The organism is Tardiphaga sp. 841_E9_N1_2 (assembly GCF_051811065.1).
Taxonomy (GTDB): Bacteria; Pseudomonadota; Alphaproteobacteria; order Rhizobiales; family Xanthobacteraceae; genus Tardiphaga; species Tardiphaga robiniae.
Genome location: NZ_JBPWQC010000001.1, coordinates 5597813 through 5621390, shown reverse-complemented (window position 1 = coordinate 5621390; position 23578 = coordinate 5597813). Strand labels below are relative to the sequence as shown.

21 protein-coding genes are annotated in these 23578 nt (G+C 62.3%); 9 read left to right on the top strand and 12 right to left on the bottom strand.

The genetic code is table 11. The features are described from left to right. Positions 1-10: 10 nt before the first annotated feature. Both AB8A50_RS26910 and AB8A50_RS26905 read left to right on the top strand, forming a co-directional pair. Complete coding sequence (locus AB8A50_RS26910; protein WP_439080040.1) at positions 11-1054, top strand: glycosyltransferase family 2 protein; 1044 nt, start codon at positions 11-13, stop codon at positions 1052-1054. Then, positions 1051-1896, top strand: coding sequence for a ChbG/HpnK family deacetylase (locus AB8A50_RS26905; protein WP_439079512.1), 846 nt, complete (start codon positions 1051-1053; stop codon positions 1894-1896). Before AB8A50_RS26910 ends, AB8A50_RS26905 begins: the two co-directional genes overlap by 4 nt. Here the strand turns inward: AB8A50_RS26905 and AB8A50_RS26900 are convergent. Both AB8A50_RS26900 and AB8A50_RS26895 read right to left on the bottom strand, forming a co-directional pair. Further along, positions 1893-2861, bottom strand: coding sequence for a tripartite tricarboxylate transporter substrate-binding protein (locus AB8A50_RS26900; protein WP_093759382.1), 969 nt, complete (start codon positions 2859-2861; stop codon positions 1893-1895). The genes AB8A50_RS26905 and AB8A50_RS26900 overlap by 4 nt on opposite strands. A 75-nt stretch (positions 2862-2936) precedes the next feature. Further along, entirely contained in the window at positions 2937-4010 is a 1074-nt protein-coding gene (locus AB8A50_RS26895; RefSeq protein WP_439079511.1) for a tartrate dehydrogenase, read from the bottom strand. Between the two features lie 134 nt (positions 4011-4144). Here AB8A50_RS26895 and AB8A50_RS26890 point away from each other — a divergent pair, with 134 nt between their 5' ends. Then, complete coding sequence (locus tag AB8A50_RS26890) at positions 4145-5050, top strand: LysR family transcriptional regulator (protein WP_439079510.1); 906 nt, start codon at positions 4145-4147, stop codon at positions 5048-5050. A 136-nt stretch (positions 5051-5186) separates the two neighbouring features. Continuing rightward, entirely contained in the window at positions 5187-5993 is an 807-nt protein-coding gene (locus AB8A50_RS26885) for a DUF2076 domain-containing protein (RefSeq protein WP_439079509.1), read from the top strand. 261 nt (positions 5994-6254) lie between these two features. Here the strand turns inward: AB8A50_RS26885 and AB8A50_RS26880 are convergent, their stop codons facing one another. Then, positions 6255-7046: a L,D-transpeptidase gene (locus AB8A50_RS26880; RefSeq protein WP_439062890.1), complete on the bottom strand. Its 792-nt coding sequence runs from the start codon at positions 7044-7046 to the stop codon at positions 6255-6257. Between the two features lie 296 nt (positions 7047-7342). On the opposite strand from AB8A50_RS26880, the gene AB8A50_RS26875 reads away from it, so the two are divergent. After that, positions 7343-8116 carry a protein phosphatase CheZ gene (locus AB8A50_RS26875; RefSeq protein WP_439062889.1) on the top strand — a complete coding sequence of 258 codons (774 nt, stop codon included), beginning with the start codon at positions 7343-7345 and terminating at the stop codon, positions 8114-8116. Positions 8117-8145: 29 nt separating this feature from the next. On the opposite strand, the gene AB8A50_RS26870 is transcribed toward AB8A50_RS26875, so the two are convergent. Both AB8A50_RS26870 and AB8A50_RS26865 read right to left on the bottom strand, forming a co-directional pair. Further along, on the bottom strand, positions 8146-9354 hold the full coding sequence (locus tag AB8A50_RS26870; protein ID WP_439079508.1) for an MFS transporter: 1209 nt from the start codon (positions 9352-9354) through the stop codon (positions 8146-8148). A 62-nt stretch (positions 9355-9416) separates the two neighbouring features. Then, the gene (locus AB8A50_RS26865) at positions 9417-9944 is read right to left on the bottom strand and encodes a hypothetical protein (RefSeq protein ID WP_068733601.1); all 528 of its coding nucleotides are present in this window, start codon (positions 9942-9944) and stop codon (positions 9417-9419) included. Between the two features lie 311 nt (positions 9945-10255). On the opposite strand from AB8A50_RS26865, the gene AB8A50_RS26860 reads away from it, so the two are divergent. From AB8A50_RS26860 to AB8A50_RS26850, 3 genes are all read left to right on the top strand, one after another. Then, on the top strand, positions 10256-10552 hold the full coding sequence (locus tag AB8A50_RS26860; protein WP_089261928.1) for a co-chaperone GroES: 297 nt from the start codon (positions 10256-10258) through the stop codon (positions 10550-10552). Between the two features lie 150 nt (positions 10553-10702). Next, a complete protein-coding gene (groL, locus tag AB8A50_RS26855) occupies positions 10703-12358 on the top strand; it encodes a chaperonin GroEL (protein ID WP_068733597.1) in 1656 nt (551 codons plus the stop codon). A gap of 200 nt (positions 12359-12558) precedes the next feature. Next, entirely contained in the window at positions 12559-13767 is a 1209-nt protein-coding gene (locus AB8A50_RS26850; protein WP_439079507.1) for a hypothetical protein, read from the top strand. 194 nt (positions 13768-13961) lie between these two features. Here the strand turns inward: AB8A50_RS26850 and AB8A50_RS26845 are convergent, their stop codons facing one another. Both AB8A50_RS26845 and AB8A50_RS26840 read right to left on the bottom strand, forming a co-directional pair. Continuing rightward, positions 13962-14357: an META domain-containing protein gene (locus AB8A50_RS26845; protein WP_374725702.1), complete on the bottom strand. Its 396-nt coding sequence runs from the start codon at positions 14355-14357 to the stop codon at positions 13962-13964. Positions 14358-14524: 167 nt separating this feature from the next. After that, positions 14525-16192, bottom strand: a complete 1668-nt coding sequence (locus tag AB8A50_RS26840) for an L-lactate permease (protein ID WP_089261934.1) — start codon at positions 16190-16192, stop codon at positions 14525-14527. 277 nt (positions 16193-16469) lie between these two features. On the opposite strand from AB8A50_RS26840, the gene AB8A50_RS26835 reads away from it, so the two are divergent. Continuing rightward, on the top strand, positions 16470-18215 hold the full coding sequence (locus tag AB8A50_RS26835; RefSeq protein ID WP_439079506.1) for an ABC transporter ATP-binding protein/permease: 1746 nt from the start codon (positions 16470-16472) through the stop codon (positions 18213-18215). Positions 18216-18231: 16 nt separating this feature from the next. Here AB8A50_RS26835 and AB8A50_RS26830 read toward each other — a convergent pair whose 3' ends face one another. From AB8A50_RS26830 to AB8A50_RS26810, 5 genes are all read right to left on the bottom strand, one after another. Next, on the bottom strand, positions 18232-18744 hold the full coding sequence (locus AB8A50_RS26830) for an HPP family protein (protein ID WP_439079505.1): 513 nt from the start codon (positions 18742-18744) through the stop codon (positions 18232-18234). 69 nt (positions 18745-18813) lie between these two features. Then, entirely contained in the window at positions 18814-19806 is a 993-nt protein-coding gene (locus tag AB8A50_RS26825) for a TorF family putative porin (RefSeq protein ID WP_439079504.1), read from the bottom strand. A gap of 468 nt (positions 19807-20274) precedes the next feature. Continuing rightward, positions 20275-20856 (bottom strand): hypothetical protein, encoded by a 582-nt coding sequence (locus AB8A50_RS26820; protein ID WP_439079503.1) that lies wholly within the window; start codon positions 20854-20856, stop codon positions 20275-20277. Between the two features lie 100 nt (positions 20857-20956). Further along, positions 20957-22270, bottom strand: coding sequence for a glycolate oxidase subunit GlcF (glcF, locus tag AB8A50_RS26815; protein ID WP_439079502.1), 1314 nt, complete (start codon positions 22268-22270; stop codon positions 20957-20959). A gap of 12 nt (positions 22271-22282) precedes the next feature. Next, positions 22283-23521, bottom strand: a complete 1239-nt coding sequence (locus AB8A50_RS26810) for an FAD-binding protein (protein ID WP_439079501.1) — start codon at positions 23519-23521, stop codon at positions 22283-22285. Positions 23522-23578 lie beyond the last annotated feature (57 nt).

Here is a 23578-nt window from a genome sequence, read left to right as displayed (position 1 = left end):
CTGATCGATGATGCTGGGCAGCGACGTATCGAGCCTGTCGACCGATGCCGCGACCGCCGCGGCACAAGGCCTGTCGATCGTTGTGCCTGTTTACAACGAGGCGCCCGGCCTTGCTTTGTTTCATGAACGGCTGGCGACGCTTGCGACGACACTGAAAGAACGCCACGGCCTCGCCTGCGAAGTCGTCTATATCGATGACGGCAGCGCCGATGGCACGCTGGCGGTTGCGCGCAGCCTGCAAGCCACGTCGCTCGACGTTCAGGTCGTGTCGCTGTCGCGCAATTTCGGCAAGGAAGCCGCGCTGATGGCGGGGCTCGACCATGTTACCAAGGGCGCGGTGCTGTTCATGGATGGCGACGGCCAGCATCCGCCGTCACTGGTCGAACAGCTGGTGCGGCACTGGATCGTCGAAGGTTATGACGTCGTCTATACCGCCAAAGCCCATCGCGACAACGAGTCCTTCCTGCGCCGCCAGGCCGTGCGCGGCTTCTATGCGCTGATCAACTGGGGAGCGCGGCAGAAGATCCCGGAAGATGCCGGCGACTTCCGTTTGCTGTCCCCGCGCGCGGCGGCGGCGCTGCGCCAGCTGCCGGAGCGCAACCGGTTCTTCAAGGGACTGGCCACCTGGATCGGCTTCCGTCAGCTCCGCGTCGACTATGAGCCGGCGGCGCGCGAACATGGCGTGACATCGTTCAATCCGAAGCAGTTGATCGGCCTGTCGATCGAGGGCCTGACCTCGTTCTCGGTGGCACCGCTGCGTTTCGCCAGCCTGCTCGGGTTGTTGCTCGCCTTCGGCGCGTTCCTATTCGGCCTGTCGATCCTGTGGGAGACATGGGTCTCCGGCAAGTCGGTACCGGGCTATCCATCGCTGGTCGTCGGCCTGATGACCCTCGGCGGCGTGCAGCTCATCATGATCGGCGTGCTCGGCGAATATATCGGCAAGATCCTGTCCGAGCTGAAGGCGCGGCCGATCTATTTCGTCGCCGAGCACAGCGTGAAGCGCAACACCCCCGATAGCGTGGCGCAAACCACCGACCGGACCGCCGCCGAATGACCGGCGCAGCCCTGCGCCGCATCACGCTCTGCGCCGACGATTATGGCATCAGCCCCGGCGTCAATCAGGGCATCCGCGAACTGATCGCGCTTGGACGCCTCAACGCCACATCCGTGATGGTGGTCGGTCCCGCGATTTCGCGCGATGACGTGAACGCATTACAGGAAGTGGTCGCGAAGAACCCGAACTGCGAGATCGGGCTCCACGCGACGCTGACCGCGCCGTTTCATCCACTGACGATGCATTACCGCCCGCTGCTCGATGAACTGTTCCTGCCGCTTGGCAAGATGCTGCGCTTCAGCCTGTTGCGAAAACTCGATCGCGAGGCGATCGAAACCGAGCTGACGACGCAGATCGCGAAGTTTGTGGCCCTGTTTGGGCGCGCGCCCGACTATGTCGACGGGCACCAGCACGTGCAAACGTTCCCGCAGGTGCGCGATGCCCTCCTCGCCGCAGTGAAGAAAAATGCGCCGACGGCCTGGGTCCGCCAATCCGGCCGTGTGTTGCCGTTAGGCCAACGCATCGATAATCCGAAGGCGCTGTTGCTCGACACGCTCAGCGCCACGTTCCGCCGACGTGCGACGCGCGCCGGCGTGACGTTCAATCCGGGCTTCGCCGGCGCCTATGATTTCACCAAGCACGCCGACTTCGGCACGCTCATGGCAGGTTTCCTCAACGACCTTCCGGATGGCGGACTGGTGATGTGCCATCCCGGCCATGTCGATGACGTCCTGATCGACCTCGATCCGTTCACCGACCAGCGCGAGCGCGAATATCAATATCTGGCAAGCGATGCCTTCGCGCAGTTGCTGGTGGCAAATAACGTCACGCTCGCACGCTAGTCCGCGAACTGTCCGCTCGCCTTGATGATCGGCGCCCAGCGATCGACCTCGCTGTCGAGCTGCTTCTTCAATGCCTGCGGCGTCGCCTGATCCTGTGGCACCGGATCGGTGTTGATGTCGTTGAAGCGCTTGATCAGTTCGGGATCGCGCAACGAATCCTGCAGCACCTTCGCCAGTTTCTGAACGATATCGTCAGGAGTCCCTTTTGGCGCGTAGATGCCGTGCCAGGCGCCAGCCTCGAAACCCTTCAATCCAGCTTCGTCCGCAGTGGGCAGATCCGGCATCGACGACAGGCGCGTCTTGGTGGTGATGGCATAGCTCTTCACCAGCTTGGCTGCGATCGGGCCGGTGGTGTTGGTGGTCTGGTCACAAGTGAGATCGATCTGGCCGGCGATCAGATCGTTCATCACCGGGCCGTTGCCCTTGTAGGGCACCGACAGGATCTGCTTGTCGATGGCATTCATGAACATCAGGCCGCACAGCTGCGAGGCCGCGCCGAGGCCCGCATTGCCGAAGGTCATCTTGTCGCCGTTGGCCTTGATATAGGTGATCAGCTCGGCGAGCGTGTTCGGCGGCAGGTTCGGCCGGGAGATGATGGTCATCGGCGCATTGGTGACGAGGCCGATCGGCGCGAAGGCGGTCTTGGTGTCGTAAGGCAGTTTGCGATACAGCGTCGCAGCCGTAGAAATTCCGATGTGATGGATCAGGATCGTATAGCCGTCCGGCTCGGCACGGGCCGCGCGGGCCGCCGCGATGGTGCCGCCGGCGCCTGTGGCGTTTTCGATGATGATGGTCTGGCCGAGCAATTTTGACATGGTCGCCGCGGTGACGCGCGCAACGGTGTCGGTGGCACCGCCGGCCGCGAACGGCACCAGCATGGTGATCGGTCTGTTGGGATAGCCCTGCGCGAAGGCAGCGGAGCTTGCCAGCGTAATCGCAAACGCAAGTGTAGCTGTGGCTTTCATGAGATCCTCCCTGAATATTGTTTTGATTTATTGAAGACGAACGCCCCGGTGAGGCCGGGGCGTTCGGAAATCGTGTCAGACGTTCGAACTATGGATCGCATCCACCACAGCGTCGGTCACTTCTTTCGTCGTGGCCTTGCCGCCGACATCCGGTGTGATGATGCCCGCTTCGCAGACCTTCTCCACCGCACGCATCAACCGCGCCGATGCATCCGGCTCACCAAGATGATCGAGCATCTGCGCAGCGGTCCAGAAACTGGCGACAGGATTGGCGATGCCCTTGCCGGTGATGTCGAAGGCCGAGCCGTGGATCGGCTCGAACATCGAGGGGAAACGGCGCTCTGGATCGATATTCGCCGTCGGTGCGACACCGAGGCTGCCGGCCAGCGCGCCAGCGAGGTCGGAGAGAATGTCGGCGTGAAGGTTGGTCGCCACGATGGTGTCGAGGCTCTGCGGCTTCAGCGTCATGCGCACGGTCATGGCGTCGACCAGCATCTTGTCCCAGGTGACGTCGGCGAAATCTTTCGACACTTCGTCGGCGATCTCGTCCCACATCACCATGCCGTGGCGCTGGGCATTCGACTTGGTGACCACGGTGAGCAGCTTGCGCGGGCGTGACTGCGCGAGCTTGAACGCGTAGCGCATGATCCTGACCACGCCGACGCGCGTGAACACCGACACTTCGGTGCCGACTTCCTCCGGCAGCCCGCGATGTACGCGACCGCCGCAACCGGCATATTCGCCTTCGGAATTCTCGCGCACGATCACCCAGTCGAGATCGCCGGTTTCGACACCGCGCAGTGGCGAGGTGATGCCGGGCAGGATCTTGGTCGGGCGCACATTGGCGTATTGATCGAAACCCTGGCAGATCGGAAGCCGCAGGCCCCATAGCGTGATGTGGTCGGGGACATCGGGCGCGCCCACCGCACCGAAATAGATGGCATCGAATTTCTTGAGTTTGGGCAGACCGTCGGCCGGCATCATCACGCCGTGCTTGCGGTAATAGGCCGAACCCCAGTCGAAGGTCTCGACATTGAAGGTGACGTCACCGACGCGCTTCTGCAGCGCTTCCAGCACACGGGTGCCGGCGGCGATGACTTCGGGACCGATCCCGTCGGCCGGGATGGCCGCGATGGAATATTCACGCATGGTCGGGTCTCTGCTGGTTGAGTTGGCTGCCCCCACCGTGCAGGCGAGCCACGCTCGGCTCAATCGCGGTTGTTTATACAAATAAATGATATAATAACTCCCCAGGCGACCCAAAGGCGCCATCGGGAGGCTTGATGGATCTGCACCAGTTGCGCTGTTTCGTGACGGCGGCGGACGAACTGCATTTCGGCCGCGCAGCGCAACGGCTCGAGATGATGCCGTCGGCACTCGGCCGCTACATCCGCCTCCTCGAGGACGATCTCGGCACGCGCCTGCTGACGCGCACGACACGCAGCGTCGCCCTGACCGATGACGGCGTCGAGTTTCTGAAACAGGCACGCGACCTGCTCGCCCGCGCGGATCAGATTGCGTCGTCCTTCCGCGCCCGCGTGCGAGCGCGCGCAGCCACGATCCGGGTCGGCGCAATCGACAGTGCCGCCGCGGGACTTCTGCCGGCGCTGCTGCACGACCTTCGCGAGCGCGCCCCTGACCTTGCCATCAAGCTGGATGAGGACAAGACGATCCGGCTGCTGCCGCGCTTGCTGTCGGGCCGGCTCGATCTCGCTTTCGTCCGGCCGCCCGAGAGTGCCGACAAGCGGTTGGAATTCATGTTTCTGTTTCACGAGACAGCCGTCGTGGCCGTCTCCGAACGCCATCCGCTGGCGTCGCGCGCGCATCTGACGATCTCCGATATCGCCGAAGAGCCTCTGATCGTGCCGGAGCGACGGTCGCGGCCGCACAGTCACGACCTGACGATGAAGCTGTTTGCGGAATCCAGGTTACAGGCCAATGTCGTTCAGATCGCCGACGAGAAGCAGACCATCGTCAATCTCGTCGCCGCCGAGATCGGGCTGGCGATCGTACCGCGCTGGACCTCCCGCATGCCCGCGCGCGGCGTTCGCTATGTGCCACTGGGCATGTCGGCCATGAACCGGCTTCCGCTCGCCGCAGCCTGGGTCAGAGGGACCCGCGATCCGGCACGGGATCAGATTCTCGACATGCTGAAGGCCAATCTGGCGCGCTACGCGCTGGAAGCATGACAAGAGGAAGCACGACAAGGCTTGCCGGTCGTTTTGTCGCATAACTAAATTTAATCCCGGCGGCACTTATTGCGACACAAAGCGTCACTACATCTTCAGCGCGCAAAGCAAGCGCGCTTTGAAGACAGAGGACGCCATGACACCGCAAGAACGCCAACTGGTTGACGATCTCTTTGACCGGCTCAGCAAGGTCGAAGGCGCGCCACGCGATCCAGACGCGCTCGACGCCATTGCGCAGGGCCAGCGCCGCGCACCCAATGCGGTCTATGCGCTGGTGCAGACCGTATTGCTGCAGGACGAAGCGCTGAAGCGCGCCCATGAGCGCATCCAGCAACTGGAAGGCAACGGCGCCCCCGAACAGGCCGCTCAGGGCGGTTTCCTCGATTCGATGCGGGACGCCCTGTTCGGTCAGGGTCAGAACCCGAACCAGCCGCGCGGCTCGGTGCCGAGCGTTCGCCCGCCCGAGCCGAGCCGTCCTGCCTGGAACACCGGGCAGGTCATCGGCCAGCCACAACCGCAGGGCGGCTATGGTCAGGGCGGATACGGCCAGGGTCCGGGACCAGGCCAGTTCGGCCAGCAACAACCGCAAGCCGGTGGTGGCGGTTCGTTCCTGGGTACAGCGGCTGCGGCAGCAGCCGGCGTGGTCGGCGGGTCACTCTTGCTTGGCAGCATCCGTTCGATGATGGGCGGCAGCCATCAGCAAGGTTTTGGCGACGCCGCCAATGCCAGCGAGAGCAAGAGCCCGTGGAGCTCCGGTTCGGATTCGTCCGGTGGCAACCTGGGCAATCAGGCCGGCGTCAATGATATCGGTTCATCCAGCGGCTCCCGCGCCGGCTCGTTCGATCAGGCGCAAGCCGATGCCGACCAGGACCAGGATCAAGACCAGGACGACGGCGATTACGACGCAATGGACATGGATTCCGACGACAGCGATTTCGCATAATTGTCGGGCGACGCAGCCTTAACCTCTCCCCGTTTTTTACGGGGAGAGGTCGGCCGGCGAAGCCGGACGGGTGAGGGGCATCGCGCGATATGAGCCTCGGTCGCTCAACTATCGGATCGGATTTTAGCAGCAAAAGATGGCCGGCCGCGTAACGGTGGGATTCGACAGTCCCTTCGTGATGAGAGCGCATGCCCCGCCCCTCACCCGGCGCTGCGCGCCGACCTCTCCCCGCACAGCGGGGAGAGGTTAAGTAAGATCAGATCAGATCACGACGACCCGGGCGCCGACGCCGACGCGGCCATAGAGATCGATGACGTCCTCGTTGCGCATGCGGATGCAGCCTGAGGAAACGTTGGTACCGATCGTCCATGGCTCGTTGGAGCCGTGAATACGATATAGGGTCGAACCGAGATACATCGCGCGAGCACCGAGCGGATTCTCCGGACCGCCTTCCATGTAACGCGGCAGGTCAGGACGGCGCGCCAGCATTTCCTTTGGCGGCGTCCACGACGGCCATTCCTTCTTCGCCGTGATCGTCTTTACGCCGGACCAGGTGAAGCCCGGCCGGCCGACGCCGATGCCATAGCGCATCGCCTTGCCACCGCCCTGCACCAGAAACAGGAACTTGTTCGGCGTATCGACGACGATGGTGCCGGCGCTTTCGCTGCCCTGATATTCGACCATCTGCGGTTGATACTTGGGATCCAGCGCGGGGCGCGCGGCATCTGCCGTCTCCTCCTGCTGATAGACGCGCTGTTGCGGATCCATCGGCGGCAGCAGCGAGCGGCGCTGCTCGTAAGAGTAGTCCGGCTGTTGCTGGTAACGCTGGCCCTGCTGCGCCGGACCATCACTGAACAGAAACTCGATGAAGCCGCCGCCCATGCGCGAGCGTTCGGCATAGGCCGTGCGCTGCATCGGGCGCTGCGGCTGCTGCGCATACACCACTGGAGGCTCGGCGAATTGCGCCGCGGCTTCCACCGCAAGCGCCTGATGCGATCCAGCGGCGATGAAAGATGCGCTGGCAAGAAGCGTGAGAGAGAACTTTCTGAACATCGACGTACTCTGTACTGTTTCGTCGTGCGCATTCTCACCTGAGAAGCGCTTTGCACACTCCGACTTAAGGTTAAAATCGCCTCGGTTTGGTAAACACAATCGCCGTTTGGATTCACCACGTCATCAAACGGCGCAGTTCTATTTAGTAGCGTTTATTTTGAATGAACGTGAAAGCCCCATGGTTAACTAACAGTTTGCGCAGCGATTATCGGCTATCGGTGCGATGTTCCCGCGTGAACTTCACGTTAAACTCATGAGTATACGAATGGGGGATTGATTGAACGTTGGGGGACCTGATGTCTGTTCGTCGCAAGCGATTTCGCATTGAAGAAGTTTTCGGTACTGCACCTATGCCCAATGAAGTGGTGGGCAGCAGCGAGCCGATGCCGATGCATCGCGAAATCATGGCTGAGCTCCGCGCGATCCGCGCGCAGATGGGAGCGCCGGCCCGCAACGCCGTGACAGATCAGGTCGGCGCCGCCGCCGATCAGCAGGTTGCGGAAGCACAGGCGCTGCTCGCCACCTATCGCGCACAGATCGAGCAGTGCGAAAAGCTCAAGATCGAACTCGATCTGATCCACGACGCCATTACCCGCACCAAGATGGAAATCGCAGTTCTTCACGGCAAGAGCTTCGAAGGCGACGAAATGGCGAAGGTCAACGGTGAACTCGGCGCTGTCGTCGGCGGCACCGAAGAAGCCACGCAGCAGATTCTCGCCGCAGCCGAAGCCATCGATAATGCATCGACAGCGCTCGGCAAGGTGACCTCACCCGATCAGCAGAAGCAGATGCTGGAAGAGATCGGCGATAACGTCGTCGCGATCTTCGAAGCCTGTAACTTCCAGGACCTCACCGGCCAGCGCATCAGCAAGGTGATGACCACGATGAAGTTCATCGAAAACCGCATTACTGCGATGATGGACATCTGGGGTGGCGTCGATGAGATCAAGGCGCATGCGCCGGCCAAGGTCGACGACCGTAGCGAAGACGACAAGCTGCTGAATGGTCCGAAACTGGACGGCGATATCGGCCATGCTTCGCAGGACGATATCGACGCGCTGTTCGGCTAAGATAATTTTCGACCACAGTTAGAGATCGTTTAACGCCGGGCAGCAATGCCCGGCGTTTTTATCATCACGAAACAGAGCAGCACCGCGAGTGCCAGCACGGTCCCAAGCAGCAGCACCATGCGGTCGGACAGCGTCTCGACTGCGGACGCCACCACGAATGGCGCGAAGGCCTGCACGAACAAAGCCGGCCGCGCGATACGGCCGATGACGCGGCCATACCCCATCGGGCCAAACATCAGAAGCGGCAGCGCGCCGCGCGCGATGGTCATGACGCCATTGGCGGCGCCGAAAGCAACCGCGAACAGCGCCGCGAGCGGAAATGAAATCCCGGCCAATGCCAGCATCGCGAAGGCCGACACCACCAGCACCACCGCCCCGCGCGCGATCCACAGCGGATGGGTGCGCCCCGCCAGCATGAAGTCTGCCAGCCGCGATGCCACCTGCGCCGGACCGAACATCGCACCGATGGTCACCGCCGTTGCAGCACTGAGCCCGCCGCGCTCCAGCAGCGCGAGCAGGTTCGAGGTCACGCCCGACAGAATGAAGCTGTAAAGCGAGAACGCCGCCGCCAGCAGGATGAACAGCCAGCCTTCCGGGCGCAGGGTTGCCTGCGGGGGAACGACAACGGCGTCCACCACGGGCAGAGGCGCGACGGCGACGTGGCGCGGCAATGCAAAAGCATGAAGCGGCGCAACGACAAATGCGAAGATCGCTGCGAAGGTCAGATACGTCCCGCGCCAGCCGACGGCCTCAAGCAGAAGATGGGTCGCCGGCCAGCCAACCGTCGAGGCGAAGCCGCCTGCAAAGGTCACGAAGGTGATCTGCCGCCGCGCCGAGGCACCGAAGATACGCGTCAGCGTGGCGAAGGCGGGATCGTAGAGCGACGCAGACATTGCAGCGCCGAGCAACACCCAGCAGGCCAGATAGGTCGCGGGATGATCGGCGACTGAAAACAGAGCGAGACCCAAGGCACCGGCCAATGCGCCCGATGCCATGACGACATTGCCGCCGTGGCGGTCGATCAATCCACCAACCACCGGCGACAGCAGTCCCGATACGATCAGCCCCAGCGAAAAGCCCGCCATGCCGAAGGCCAGCGACCAGCCATGTGCCGCCGTGACATGCGGCATGGTCAGCACCGGTGGATAGATCAGGATGCCCCAGGTCAGGATCTGGGTGAATGCCAGCACGAGGACCGCGCGGCCCGGTCCGAAAACGAGGTCGCGCAATCGGTGCATGGGCTCACGTCTTCAAGGGAGTGGCGGGACCCGCCTTACACCTCAGGTCAGGCCTTGTCAGGTCAGGCCTTGGGTGCGCAACGGACATAGACCATGTTGCCGTAGCGAACCGCAGCGTCCTTGTCGATGAAGCGCGTGACGAGAATCCGACCGTCGAAGGAGACGATCTCGCGATCCTTCTCACCACCGGCGGGACCGGGCGGGCCGATATAGTTCTTGCCGCTCGGCGAGCCCTTGAGGCGCAGTTCCTGCGGCGTCGCCTCGTCGGCGAGATGCATGATGACGCCGCCGGTGGCGCCCTGGCCGATGATATAGGGCTGCTTGCACTGGCCGCGCGCGGCATTCTCGGTGCGAACGCGATCGTTGGGATTCATGTAGGACGCCAGACCCCAGCGGCCGACGAGTTCTTCCGAGCGGATCGAGGCTGGCAGTTCCGGCGCCGGCGGGGGCTCCGGCGGCGGTGTCGGCTGCGAGTTCCCAAAGCTGAACCCGCCCAATCCACCAGACGTGCCGCACCCGCCCAATGACAGCGCCAAAGTTGAAACGATCGCCAGATGGGCAACCGTGCGGGCGTAGCGTGACCTGATCATATCATCCCCTAGAGCAAATTCCCCGGCTGCCCGTCCCGGCAGCCAAGCGCAAAACACCTGACGGCGCAATGAGGTCGGCAGAATTACGCCGACTCTCCATTATGGTTTCCAGATCATCCTATATTGGCCTCACCAAGGCCTTAAGGCCTCGCTTGACTCAAAAAGCGTCTGGCCATATTTCCCGGACGCTCAATTAGCACTCCCGGAGCGCGATTGCTAAGGGAATGAGCCGGCCGCCCTGAGCGTTCCGGCTGGATTCCCGCCCGCCTCCGAGATGGCAACGAAATCGCAAACCCTAAAGGGACACTCCCATGGCCAAGACCAAATTCCGCCCGCTGCACGACCGCGTCGTCGTCAAGCGCATCGTCGCCGACGAGAAGACCAAGGGCGGCATCATCATCCCGGACAGCGCCAAGGAAAAGCCGTCTGAAGGCGAAGTCGTCGGTGTCGGCCCTGGCGGCCGCGACGAAGCCGGCAAGCTGATCCCGATCGACATCAAGGTCGGCGACAAGGTTCTGTTCGGCAAGTGGTCGGGCACCGAGATCAAACTCGACGGCGAAGAACTCCTCATCATGAAGGAGTCGGACATCATGGGCGTGATCGCTTAAAGGCGGTCCGCTCTCCAAACACTCGGACGTCTTGCCCGGACTTGATCCGGGCATCCATCTGGCTTCTTCGCAGGAAGATGGATGGCCGGGTCAAGCCCGGCCATGACAGCGTTTTAATTTCAAATTCCCATCACTTGGAGCACCATCAACATGGCAGCCAAAGACGTTAAATTCTCCGGAGACGCGCGCGATCGCATGCTGCGCGGCGTCGACATTCTCGCCAACGCCGTCAAGGTCACGCTCGGTCCGAAGGGCCGCAATGTCGTGATCGAGAAGTCGTTCGGCGCTCCGCGTATCACCAAGGACGGCGTCACCGTCGCCAAGGAGATCGAGCTCGAGGACAAGTTCGAGAACATGGGCGCGCAGATGCTGCGCGAAGTCGCCTCGAAGACCAACGACACCGCAGGCGACGGCACCACCACCGCCACCGTGCTGGCCCAGGCCATCGTCCGTGAAGGCGCCAAGTCGGTTGCTGCCGGCATGAACCCGATGGACCTCAAGCGCGGCATCGATATCGCCGTCGCCGCCGTCATCAAGGACATCACCAAGCGCGCCAAGCCGGTTGCGTCTTCGGCTGAAGTCGCTCAGGTCGGCACCATCTCCGCCAACGGCGACGCCGCCATCGGCAAGATGATCGCCCAGGCGATGCAGAAGGTCGGCAACGAAGGCGTCATCACGGTTGAAGAGAACAAGTCGCTCGAGACCGAAGTCGACATCGTCGAGGGCATGAAGTTCGATCGCGGCTACCTGTCGCCCTACTTCGTCACCAATGCCGAGAAGATGACCGCCGAGCTCGAGGACGTGTATGTCCTGCTCGTCGAGAAGAAGATCTCCAGCCTGCAGGCCATGCTGCCGGTGCTCGAAGCCGTGGTGCAGTCGGGCAAGCCGCTGCTGATCATCGCTGAAGACGTCGAAGGCGAAGCCCTCGCCACCCTCGTCGTCAACCGCCTGCGCGGTGGCCTCAAGGTTGCTGCCGTCAAGGCACCGGGCTTCGGCGATCGCCGCAAGGCGATGCTGGAAGACCTTGCGATCCTGACCGGCGGTCAGCTCGTCTCGGAAGATCTCGGCATGAAGCTGGAAAGCGTCACGCTCGCCATGCTCGGCCGCGCCAAGAAGGTCGTGATCGACAAGGAAAACACCACCGTCGTCAACGGCGCTGGCAAGAAGCCGGCCATTGAGGCCCGCGTCAACCAGATCAAGGCACAGATCGAGGAAACCACCTCGGACTACGACCGTGAGAAGCTGCAGGAGCGTCTGGCCAAGCTGGCTGGCGGCGTTGCCGTCATCCGCGTCGGCGGCGCGACCGAAGTCGAAGTGAAGGAAAAGAAGGATCGCGTGGATGACGCGCTGAACGCCACCCGCGCGGCCGTTCAGGAAGGCATCGTCCCCGGTGGCGGTACTGCGCTTCTGCGCGCCAAGAAGGCCGTCGGCCGTCTCACCAACGAGAACGCCGATGTGCAGGCCGGTATCAACATCGTGCTGAAGGCGCTGGAAGCTCCGATCCGCCAGATCGCCGAAAACGCCGGCGTTGAAGGTTCGATCGTGGTCGGCAAGATCCTGGACGAGAAGTCCGAGACCTTCGGCTTCGACGCGCAGACCGAAACCTATGTCGACATGGTCGCCAAGGGCATCATCGATCCGGCCAAGGTGGTGCGTACTGCACTGCAGGACGCCGCCTCGGTTGCCGGCCTGCTGGTCACCACCGAAGCCATGGTCGCCGAACTGCCGAAGGAAGCTGCACCGGCGATGCCGGGCGGTGGCGGCGGTATGGGTGGCATGGGCGGAATGGGAGGCATGGGCTTCTAAGCCCTGCTTTCACGCTCAACTGCATTGTGATCGAAGGCCGCCTCCGGGCGGCCTTCTTTTTTGCCCTGATACAATGCGCCCGCGACTTATGGCCTTTCGCCTTGGTCGCGGTTCTGATTCAATCCCGTGATTAATCTCGCATGGGCGGAATCAGATAAATCCGCCCGGAGACACGTCGATAACGTCCAGGGACTTTTGAAATGCGCGCGCTTCATCTTTGTCTGCTCGGCCTTACGGTCACCGCCTCGGTTGGGACCGTCCACCACGCCTTCGCGCAGGTGAAAGCCGCGCCGAAGAGCCAGCCGGCAGGCCCCGAGACGCGCTATTTCACCTCGATCGACGGCGTCATGAACGGCAATGCCGACGTGATCCTCCGGGAGACGCGGCAGGGCAAGGCCGTCACGGCCGCGACGCTTGATGTCTGCTATCCCGCCGAGAAGGGCAGCGACCGCAAGGATCGCTTCGTCGCCAATCTCACGGTCAGCGGGTCGACGCTGACCGGCGCAACGCAGACCCAGGTCGACAAGCTGCCGGTGACCATCAAGCTGAACCGCCGGCCGACCGGCGACACGTTCGAATTCAAGGGACAGATCTCGGTCGGCCAGACCAACAACAACGTGACGTCTTCGGACAATTCGGATCAGAGCGAGAAGGAATTCCAGGACAATCAGTCCACCGACGACAATATCGCGCCCGCGCCGAAGGATTTCACCGAAGTCTCTCCAGAAGCCATCGCGGTGAAGATCAAGCTCGAAGCCGCACTCGATTTCGTCCGCACGCTGCGCGGGCAGAATGTCGAAGTCGCGTTGAACAGCCTGGCCGTATCGTGCGATGCACTGCGCGCCGGCGAGCAGGTCATCAGCCTCGCCATCGATCCGGAACGCGCCGCGGCTTTCGTCGCCAAAACCAAGACCTATCCCGGCGTCGTCAATGTCGGCTGGACCACGGGCGCTATCGACATGGATCGTACCGTACGCTTTGCGGCAGCCGACTGGCGCGATGGCGACAAGATCAATCGCGACAAGGTTGCTACGGCGCTGGCGAATGTGCTCGCCAGGACCATGTCGGGCAAACCTGCCACCACGTCATGGGACGACGAGACCGGAAAGCTCAAGCTGACCTTCAAGCGCCCGAGTCAGGTTCTGCCCGCGCTCGAATTGACGGAGACGGTCGAGGTCAACGCGATCATCGCTCCCGACAAGCCCGGCACGACGGATAAGCTGATCCTGTGGGTCAGCACGCCGTCAGTAACAACCGCGGATGAGAACTCGGGCGCGAAGCTGGCTCTCGCGGATTCGCCGACGGCCGATGAAGAGAGCGATCCGCGCGACGACAACGGCGCGGTTGCAGCTGTCGCGGCGGAGTTCAAGGCACAGCGTTGGGATGCGGACAATTCGAACTGGAAGTGAGCGCCGCTACCTCCCCTCTCCCCTTGTGGGAGAGGGTGCCTGAGCGAAGCGAAGGCGGGAGAGGGGTAGCAGCAAAACTCAGCGCCTGTGGCACCCCTCTCCCGTCTCGAACGCACTTCGTGCGTTCGATCCACCCTCTCCCGCAAGGGGAGAGGGAAAGGAAGAAAGCTTCGCTACCAACGCAGCTTAAGCTATCAATTCGTATTCAGCCGAAACCGCAGCGACTTCGGCCCAACGAACGTCACTGCATCACCGCGCCGCTGCCAGTTGGTGGCCGCGCCGAGATCGGCGATCAACTGATCGTCCATCGCGGCCTGTGCGTCCGAGCAACTGCGGTTCTCCATCGCGCCGGCGACGAAGACGACGGTGTTGCCAGCGACCGAGAACTGCCCCTTGCCGCCCTTGCACCACAACTCCACCCGCGCCTCGCCGGCCTCGCCGATTTCCAGATTGGGAATCCGCTTCGAGCCGGGCTGACGCTGTGCATCCAGAGTCATTTCCATGCCGAATGGAAACTCTTCGGCGGCATGCGCAGGGACGGCAATCAGAAACGCAGCGCCGGCAAGAGCGGCCCGCAGCAAAGTGGTCATGGCAGTCATATGAATTCTCGGCGTGATGGGATCGGCGACAATGGCCGCGGTTCTACGCGCGGCCGCGACGGTTGACCAGAACCGTCGGGAAACAATATGGCGCGACAACGAAAAATCCCCGCGGCCTTGCAGCCGCGGGGATTCGTCATTGATTCCTTGCGTGCGCCCTACGGCGCCAGGACCATCAGCGTGAACGGATAGACATAGGCCTGCAGCATCACGAACAGGCCGACCATGCAGGCCAGCACGATCGAGTGCCAGAACACGAAGCGCAGGATCGTGCCCTCATGCCCGAACCAGTTGGTTGCGGTGGAGGCCACAACGATCGATTGCGCGTCGATCATCTTGCCCATCACGCCGCCGGACGAGTTCGCCGCGCTCATAAGGATCGGCGACAGACCGAGCTGTTCGGACGTGATCCTCTGCAGGTTGCCAAACAGCACGTTCGATGCGGTATCGGAACCGGTGAGCGCCACACCGAGCCAGCCAAGCAGTGTGCCGAAGAACGGGTACAGCACGCCGGTGGCAGCGAAGGCCAGACCGAGCGTCGCATCGACGCCCGACAGGCGCGTGAGCGTGCCGATGGCCAGCATCGCCGAGATGGTGATCAGCGAATAGGCGCAGATCTTGATGGTGCGGCCATATTCCACAATCATCTTCGCAGGCGAGAAGCCCATGATGAAGCCGGAGATGATCGCAGCCAGCAACATGCCGCTGCCGGTATAGGAAACGTAAGTGAACGCGAACACCGCGCCTTCCGGCGTCGGCTTAGCGGCCACCGGTGGCACCTTGTTGATCATGTTGTGCAGCTCAGGCACTGGAAAATTCCAGGAGAAGATCGGGTTGACGATCCCCTTGAACCAGTTGGTGCCCCAGACCAGCAGGATGACGCAGAGGATGATCCATGGCGTCAGCGCGCTCCAGACTTGAGCCGAGGTCAGCTTCTCCGTGCTCATCGGCTTCACCGGTGGCACGGTCGACGCCGAGTCGTCATGCTGGCGCAGCGCGGCCGAGGTCCAGATCGTCTTGGGCTGCCAGACCTTCAGGAACAGGATCAACGCGCCCATCGAGATCAGCGAGGCGCCGATGTCGACGATCCACGGATTGATGAAGTTCGAGATCACGAATTGCGGGATCGCGAAGGAGAGCGCGGTAACGAGAATAGCAGGCCAGACTTCCTTCATGCCCTTCCAGCCGGCAAAGGCCCAGACCACCCAGAATGGAACGATCATGGAGAAGATCGGCAACTGCCGGCCGACCATCGCGCCCAGGATGAAGGGGTCGAAGCCGGTGACGGTGGCGAGGCCCTGGATTGGCGTGCCGAGCGCGCCATAAGCGACGGGCGCGGTGTTCGCGATCAGCGACAGGCCCGATGCTGCCAGCGGCGAGAAGCCGAGGCCGATCAGCACGGCGCCGGTGACGGCCACCGGCGTACCGAAGCCCGACGCTCCCTCGAAGAATGCGCCGAACGAAAACGCGATCAGCAGGATCTGCAGACGCCGATCATTGGTCACGCCGCCGATGGCGCGTTGCAGTACCTCGAAGCGGCCGCTGTCCACCGTGAGGCGATACATGAAGATGACGTTGAGGACGATCCAGCCAATCGGGAAGAAACCGGTCACGACGCCGAGTGCCGATGCGCGAAGCGACATGTTGGCGGGCATCGTGAATGCGTAGATCGCCACAAGATTGGCCAGCACCAGCGCAATGATCGCTGCGATATGCGCCTTGACCTTGTTGGTCGCGATCAGCACCAGCAGGACGACCACCGGTATCGCGGCTACAAGCGTCGAGATCGTGGAGCTGTTGAATGGATTGTAGACCTGGTTCCACATGGTCGTTCTCCCCCTTTATATTATTGCAGCGGCTCGATCGTTATCGATCGGCAAATTGCTGATTGTTCACTTGCGAGGACATCCACGATCGGTCAAAGCCGATAGCGCCCATAGGCTACGCGAAGGCGAGGCCCCCATGCCTCGCTTTTGGTCATGCTAGGGTGAATCACAGTTTCGCGACAAGGTGCCGCAGGCCATCAAACCAGCTACTTTAGTCTAAACGCTGGAATTCATTTTTGATCTTAAGGGCTTAGGGCCCTCCTCCCGGAGACGACCTGTGAATAACATCCGCTCCACGCTCGCGACCGTCTGGCGGATCGCGGTTCCTTATTTTCGTTCCGAGGACAAATGGGCAGGACTCGGACTCCTCACGGCGGTGATCGCCATCGAGCTGGCGGTGGTCGGTCTCAGCGTTTTGTTCAATCGCTGGAACAACACCTTCTACAACGCACTGCAGGACAGAAACCTCGACGTCTTCACCTATCAGCTCGCTTACTTCAGCGTGCTTGCGGCGATCAACATCGCACTCAAGGTCTATCAGCTCTACCTCAACCAGTGGCTCCAGATCCGCTGGCGGCGCTGGATGACCGAGCGCTATCTCGGCAACTGGCTCGCCGACGCCAACCACTATCGCATGCAGCTGCAGGGCGACGCTGCTGACAACCCGGATCAGCGCATTGCCGAAGACGTGAAGCTGTTCGTGGAGAAGACGCTCGACATCGGCATCGGCCTGTTGAGTTCGGTCGTCACACTGTTCTCCTTCGTGATCATCCTGTGGGGCCTGTCCGACGCGGCGCCGCTGCATGTGTTCGGTCGGGATATCCCGATCCCCGGCTATCTCGTCTGGGGCGCGCTTGTTTACGCCGTGATCGGCACCGCGCTGACCCACTATATCGGCGCCCCATTGATGGCACTGAACTTCCAGCAGCAGCGCTATGAAGCGGACTTCCGCTTCAATCTGGTGCGTGCGCGCGAAAATGCCGAGCAGATCGCTCTGCTGCGCGGCGAACCGGTTGAGCGCCAGCGACTCTCGACCCGCTTCCAGCTCGTCGTCGGCAACTGGATCGACATCATGCGCCGCACCAAGAAGCTGACATCCTTCACGGTCAGCTATCAGCAGATCGCGATCATCCTGCCCTATGTTCTGGTCGCGCCGGCCTATTTTGCGGAGAAGGTCCAGCTCGGCGCCGTGATGCAGACTGCGGATGCGTTCGGCACCGTGCAGGGTGCGCTTTCATTCTTCGTCACCGCCTATCGCACACTGGCGGAATGGCAGTCCGGCGTGATGCGCCTTGATGGCTTCGAGACAGCCATTGCCAACGTACAGGCGCTGACGACCAAGGCCGATATCGTTCACGCCACCGAGACCCGCACCAGTGACATCGCGCTGAGCGATCTGACGCTCACCCTCCCCAATGGCGCTCCCATGGTGCAGACGCCGGGCTTCAGCTTCCGCCGCGGGGAACGCACGCTGTTTACGGGCCCATCGGGCTCCGGAAAATCCACGCTGTTTCGCGCCATCGCCGGCATCTGGCCATTCGGCAAAGGCAAGATCTCGATCCCCGCGGATGCGGCGATCATGATGCTGCCGCAGCGGCCGTACTTCCCGGTCGGTACATTGCAGGATGCGGTGGCTTATCCTGCCGGGACCGACGCGTTCAGCCAACAGGAGGTCGCCGATGCCGTCAGGGCCGTGGGTCTGCCTGCGCTGGCGACCCGGCTTGATGAAGATGGCCACTGGAATCGCATGCTGTCGCTCGGTGAACAGCAGCGCCTCGGCGTCGCCCGCGCGCTGCTGCAAAAGCCGCAATACCTCTTCCTTGACGAGGCGACCGCATCGCTCGACGAGCCCTCGGAAGAAGCACTTTATCGGCTGCTCGAAGACAAGCTGCCTGGCACGACCATCGTGTCGATCGGCCACCGCAACACGCTCGATGACTTGCATCAGCGCAAGGTGTCGCTAACGCGGTCCGGCGATCACTTCGCGCTGGGAGATGCAAAGGCCAGGACGGAAACCGCCTGAGGCGTGACACGCCCCGCTAAAGCCAGTGCCGCGGCCAGTCGCGGCCTGCCGCATAGCGATGCCAGACAAACGTGAAGCTCGCGAGCAGCAGCGCGCCGACCAGCACCGGCGCCAGCAGGAACGTCCACGGTAGTGCGTGAGACACCACCAGCAACGGGTTGATCCCGGCAGGCGGGTGGAATGTGCCGGTCACATACATCGCCAGCACGGCGAGGCCGACTGCCATGGCGGCGGCCCAGGCATGGGGGCCGGTCAGCTTGAGCACCGCGAGCCCTACCAGCGTCGCGACGATGTGTCCGCCGACCAACGCGCGCGGCTGCGCCGGCTCGGCTTCGGGTGAGCCGATCACGAGGACGATCGAGGTCGCAAAGGGGATGATGACCAGCGGATAATGCGCAACGGCCGAGAAGAACTCCATCACACCGATGGCAATCCCCGCCCCCAGCCCGGCAACGGCGCCGGCCAGCGCATTGCGATGATTGTTGCGACGGATCGTGTTCGCTGCGCGCCGCAACCAGTCCCGATTCATGGAAGCTCTATCCCAAAAGAAAAGGGGCGGCAGATTGCTCTGCCGCCCCTTCGATCTCAGTCGAAGTTCTTACTTCAGGTTGGTCATCGCGGTCAGGTCAGCCGACAGCTTGACGATGCCGGTGGCGCCGCACCAGCTCGAGCCAGCGCCCGACGGGTTGATCGCGGTGACGTTGTTGGTGCCCGAAGCAGTGAAGTCCGAGGTGAAGGCGTTGCAATCACCCTTAGACAGGTTGGTGTCCGAGTAGCGCAGGTCCAGCGTGAAGACCTTGTAGGTGAAGCCGATGCCAATGTTCCAGGTGTTGTAGTCGGCGTACTTGATGCCATTCGGGAACTGAGCGGTACCGTAGAAGGCATCCGAGGTGCCCAGCCACTGACGACCGAACTCACCCGAGACGTAGGAGCCGATGCCGGTCGAACCGAACCAGGTCGACGGCGCGATCACCTTACCGGTGATCGAAGCGTAGGTGCCATCAGCGCCGGTGTTCAGGAAGTTCGGCGAGTAGAAAGCGTTACCGCCGAGCGAGAAGTAGTCGTTGAAGGTGTAGTTCACCTTCGCGTAACCCTCGTAGAAGCTGACGTTCTTCTTCATGACGTTGAAGGCAGGACCAGCAACGTTCGAGCCGACCGGGCACACGCCGCCGCCGCCAACGACGGAGTCGATGCACTGGCCACCCGGATAACCGTAGTACCAGAAGCCGAAGTCGAACGCGGCTGCGCCCCAGGTCGGGCGGATACCGAAGTAGCCGTCGAGCTCCATGGAAGCGCGGTTGGTGAACGAGATGCTCTCACCGGCGACACCAGCGTAGATCTGGACGTCCTTGGTGATGTTGTAGCGCGGCTCGAAGTAAGCTGCGACTGAGCCCTTCTGGCCGTTGGACTGGGTGATACCACGGAACACGTAGTTGCTCATGATCGCGCTGCCGAACGCGATGTCCCAAGGATCGTAGGCAGCCACGATCGGCGGCGCCTTCTTGTACATCTTCGCGCCCAGATCGGCTGCGGAAGCCGAGCTCATCCCCATGGCGAGCACCGCAGCAGAGGCGACAACAATTTTCTTCATGACATTCCCCATCACTTTTGAAACCAGAGGCAGTTCCGTGTCCGAAAGACGGCGAGACCGCGAAATTCATCGACTGAACGCAACTTTGAGGCGCAAAGCCGCAGTGGTGAAGGAAAAAAAACGAGCAAGTGCCGCCTAAATAGGCGTTCTGACGTTTCCGTGAGAGGTTGTGGCGCGGTGTTGCAAAAGCACAACGTTTTTGGAGGGATTCCAGCCCGAAAATACCACCACGGGGAATTACCACTGACTAGGAATTGTGGATTGCCGTCCGTGGAGCGGTTAACAGCTGCCCGTCAGGGCCTCCGGGCCGCGACGATCACTCGAATCGCCTGCAAATTCAGGACACCCGGGCATCGGTTGAAATACGCATGCGCGACAGAGCCTGACCAAGCAAAAACCGCAGCGGCGAGCGCTGCGGTTTTCCGAAGTTTATTGGCGAGTCAGGAACGCGGACTTAATCCGGTTCGACTATCTGGTTTCGTCGTGATCGGGCGACGTATCGCCAGGAGATTCGATTGCCGTCGTCTCGCCTGAAGAATGCCCTTCGACCGGTGACGGATCAGGCTCCGGCGTCGCCCAGCTCGGTGTCTCAGCGATTGCCGGTGCGACCGGCTTGGGCTTGGGAGCACGCGGCTTGCGCGGCGGCTTCGGCGGCAGCGCGACCGGCGCTGGAGCTTCTGTCACAGCGGGCGCGGGCGCCGTGCTCGACAACAGCGTAGAAGGAACCTTCACGGACTTCTTGGCAGCTTTCTTCGGTGTTGCTTTCTTGGCGGCCTTTTTCGGCGCAGCCTTCTTCACTGCCTTCTTGGCGGGAGCTTTCTTCGGCGCCTTCTTCGCAGACTTCTTCGCGGCCTTCTTGGTGGCTTTCTTGGCCGCCTTCTTCACCGTCTTCTTGGCTGATTTCTTCGCAGCCTTCTTGGCCGCTTTCTTCACAGCCTTCTTCGCGGATTTCTTGACTGACTTCTTGGAGGACTTCTTCGCGGGTTTCGCCGCCGTCAAAAGCTTCTTCTGCTTTTTCTTGTCCTTCTTCGACTTCTTGCCTTTAGCCATCGTGGTCCTCCTGTTGGCGCCGATCCAAAAGGGACCGGCGTTTCAAGTCTTCCGCGCCAGCGCGGGGCCAGTTTAACGCGGGGCCGTTGTCACAATTAGATCAGTTCAATCCTGGCCTGGGACCGCCTGTCGCCCAATCGAGTAGCTCAATCGTATGTACGACCGGGACTGACGTCCCTCCGGCGATCTGAACCATGCAGCCGATGTTGCCGGCAGCGATGATATCCGGCTTGACCATCGCGATGTTGGCGACCTTTCGATCGCGCAACCGGCTCGCAATATCAGGCTGGAGAATGTTGTACGTCCCCGCCGAACCGCAACACAAATGGCTCTCTGGGATATCTTTCACCACGAATCCATTCTTGGAAAGCAATTCTTTGGGAGCCTGTGTGATTTTCTGCCCATGCTGCAGCGAACACGCCGAGTGATAGGCGACGACAAGGTCGCTTTGTTTGTCAGGCTTCGGCAGATCCATGGCGCTGACATACTCGCTGATATCCTTCGCCAGCGCAGAGACCCTGGCGGCCGGCGCGGCGAACTCAGGGTCCTCGCGCAGCATGAAGCCATAGTCCTTGATAACGGTTCCACAGCCGGACGCCGTGACCAGGATGGCGTCGAGACCGCCCCGGTCTGCCTCCCCCAGCCAGACGCCGATATTGGCCTTGGCCCGCGCCAGCGCATCCCCGTCGCGGCCGAGATGATGGGTCAGCGCACCGCAGCACTGTTCGTCCCGGACCAGCACGACCTCGACGCCATGTCGGGTCAAAAGGCTGATGGCGGCCTGGTTGATCCGCGGCGCCAGCACCTGCTGGGCGCAGCCCTGCAGGAGTGCGACCCGGCCACGGCGAGCGCCGATCGCGGGAAAGACGCTGCCACCAGACGGACCGGCGGCGGGTAACTGCTTCGGCGCCATCGTCAGCATCGCCTTCACGCGGCTAAGCAGGTTCGGGTTGGATTGCTTGCTGGTCGAGGGCAGCAGCGGCGCCAGCGGCCGCGCCAGCCGGGCCATGGTCATGCTCAGGCGAAACAGACCGGGGCGTGGCAGTACCCAGGCCAGCACGTCACGCAGCAATCGCTCGGAGAGCGGCCGGGTGTAGTCCTTCTCGATCTTGGCCCGCGCCTGATCGACCAGATGCATGTAGTTCACGCCGGACGGGCAGGTCGTCATGCAGGCCAGACACGACAGGCAGCGGTCGATATGCTTGACCACCTCCTGCGTCGGCTTCTGATCTTTCTCCAGCATCTCCTTGATCAGGTAGATGCGGCCGCGCGGACTATCGAGTTCGTCGCCGAGCAGCACATAGGTCGGACAGGTCGCCGTGCAGAATCCGCAATGCACGCATTTGCGCAGGATCTTGTCGGCCTCGGCAACATCCGGATCGGCCAGCTGGGTCGGGGTGAATTCGGTTTTCATGTCGCAAGTCTTTCAAGTACCAAGGCCACGCGACATCCGGCCGCGATTGAGAATGGTCTTCGGATCGAAACTGTGACGCACACGCTCGCCGAGCGCCGCGATGCCTTTGGGCTGCGGATGAAACACATCAACGGCACGGCGCACATCTTCCGGCGCGCGGATCAGCGTCGCATGGCCACCGGCTGCATTGACCAGCTTGCGGAGCTGCGCTGCCTGCGCATCGGCCGATGGCGGTAGTGCCGCCCAGATTAACCCGCCGCCCCAGTCATAGATCACCTCGCCTTGCGAGCCCTTGGCGATGGCTTGGCCAAGTGCACCGCCGGATGCCGGCGGCGTCACGATGCGCCATACCGGCCACATCGCGCGCGGACCGCTGGCTGCGAATGGCGTCACGTCACGGACAGCCGCCCACAGCACCGCGGATGCAGTGTCTTCAAGTATCTCGGCCACGCCGAATGACTTCAGCGTCGTGCTCAGTGACACCGCACGCTGCGACGCAGACGCGGTGATGCCTTCAAGGCGGATCAGCGTCGCCGACTGGTCGGGCGACGCGATCTCGCCAAGCGCCCCCTGCGTGGTGCGTAACGCCGAGCCCGGCAGATGCGCGGCACCTGAGACATCGAAGGGCGACCCCAACGCCGCGGTCATCGCCTTGTTGGCTGCGATATCATCGAGCCCGCGCAGCACCAGGGTGCGTTCGCTCTCTGCCCGCGGCATGACCTTGAGGGTCACCTCCGTCATCACGGACAGCGTGCCCCACGCGCCGGCGAGCAGCTTGCAGACATCGTAGCCGGTGACATTCTTCACCACCCGGCCGCCGGCCTTGTAGCTGTCGCCGAAGCCGGAAACCGCATGCACGCCGAGCAAATGATCGCGCGCACCGCCGGCCTGAATGCGCCGTGGCCCGGCGAGCCCGGCGGAAATCATGCCGCCGATGGTGCCGATATCCGGCGTGCCCAGGAGCTGTGACGTGTTCATCGGCTCAAACGAAAACTGCTGATTCTTGGAATCGATCAGCGACAGCACGTCGGCCATCGGCGCACCGGCCTGTACGGTGAGGATCAATTCGTTCGGCTCATAGGACGTCACCGCATTCAGCGCCGACAGATCGAGCACCGCATTGGTCGCAATGGGCTGGCCGACCATGCGCTTGCTGCCATGACCGATGATTTCCAGCGGCTGCTCGCTTGCAATTGCCGCGCGCACCGCCTGCTCGACGTCCTGAGCGTCGCGTACTTTCAAAATGTCCACGATAGATGCCCTACACGCTGTAGATTCCCTCCCCCCTTGCGGGGGAGGGTTAGGGAG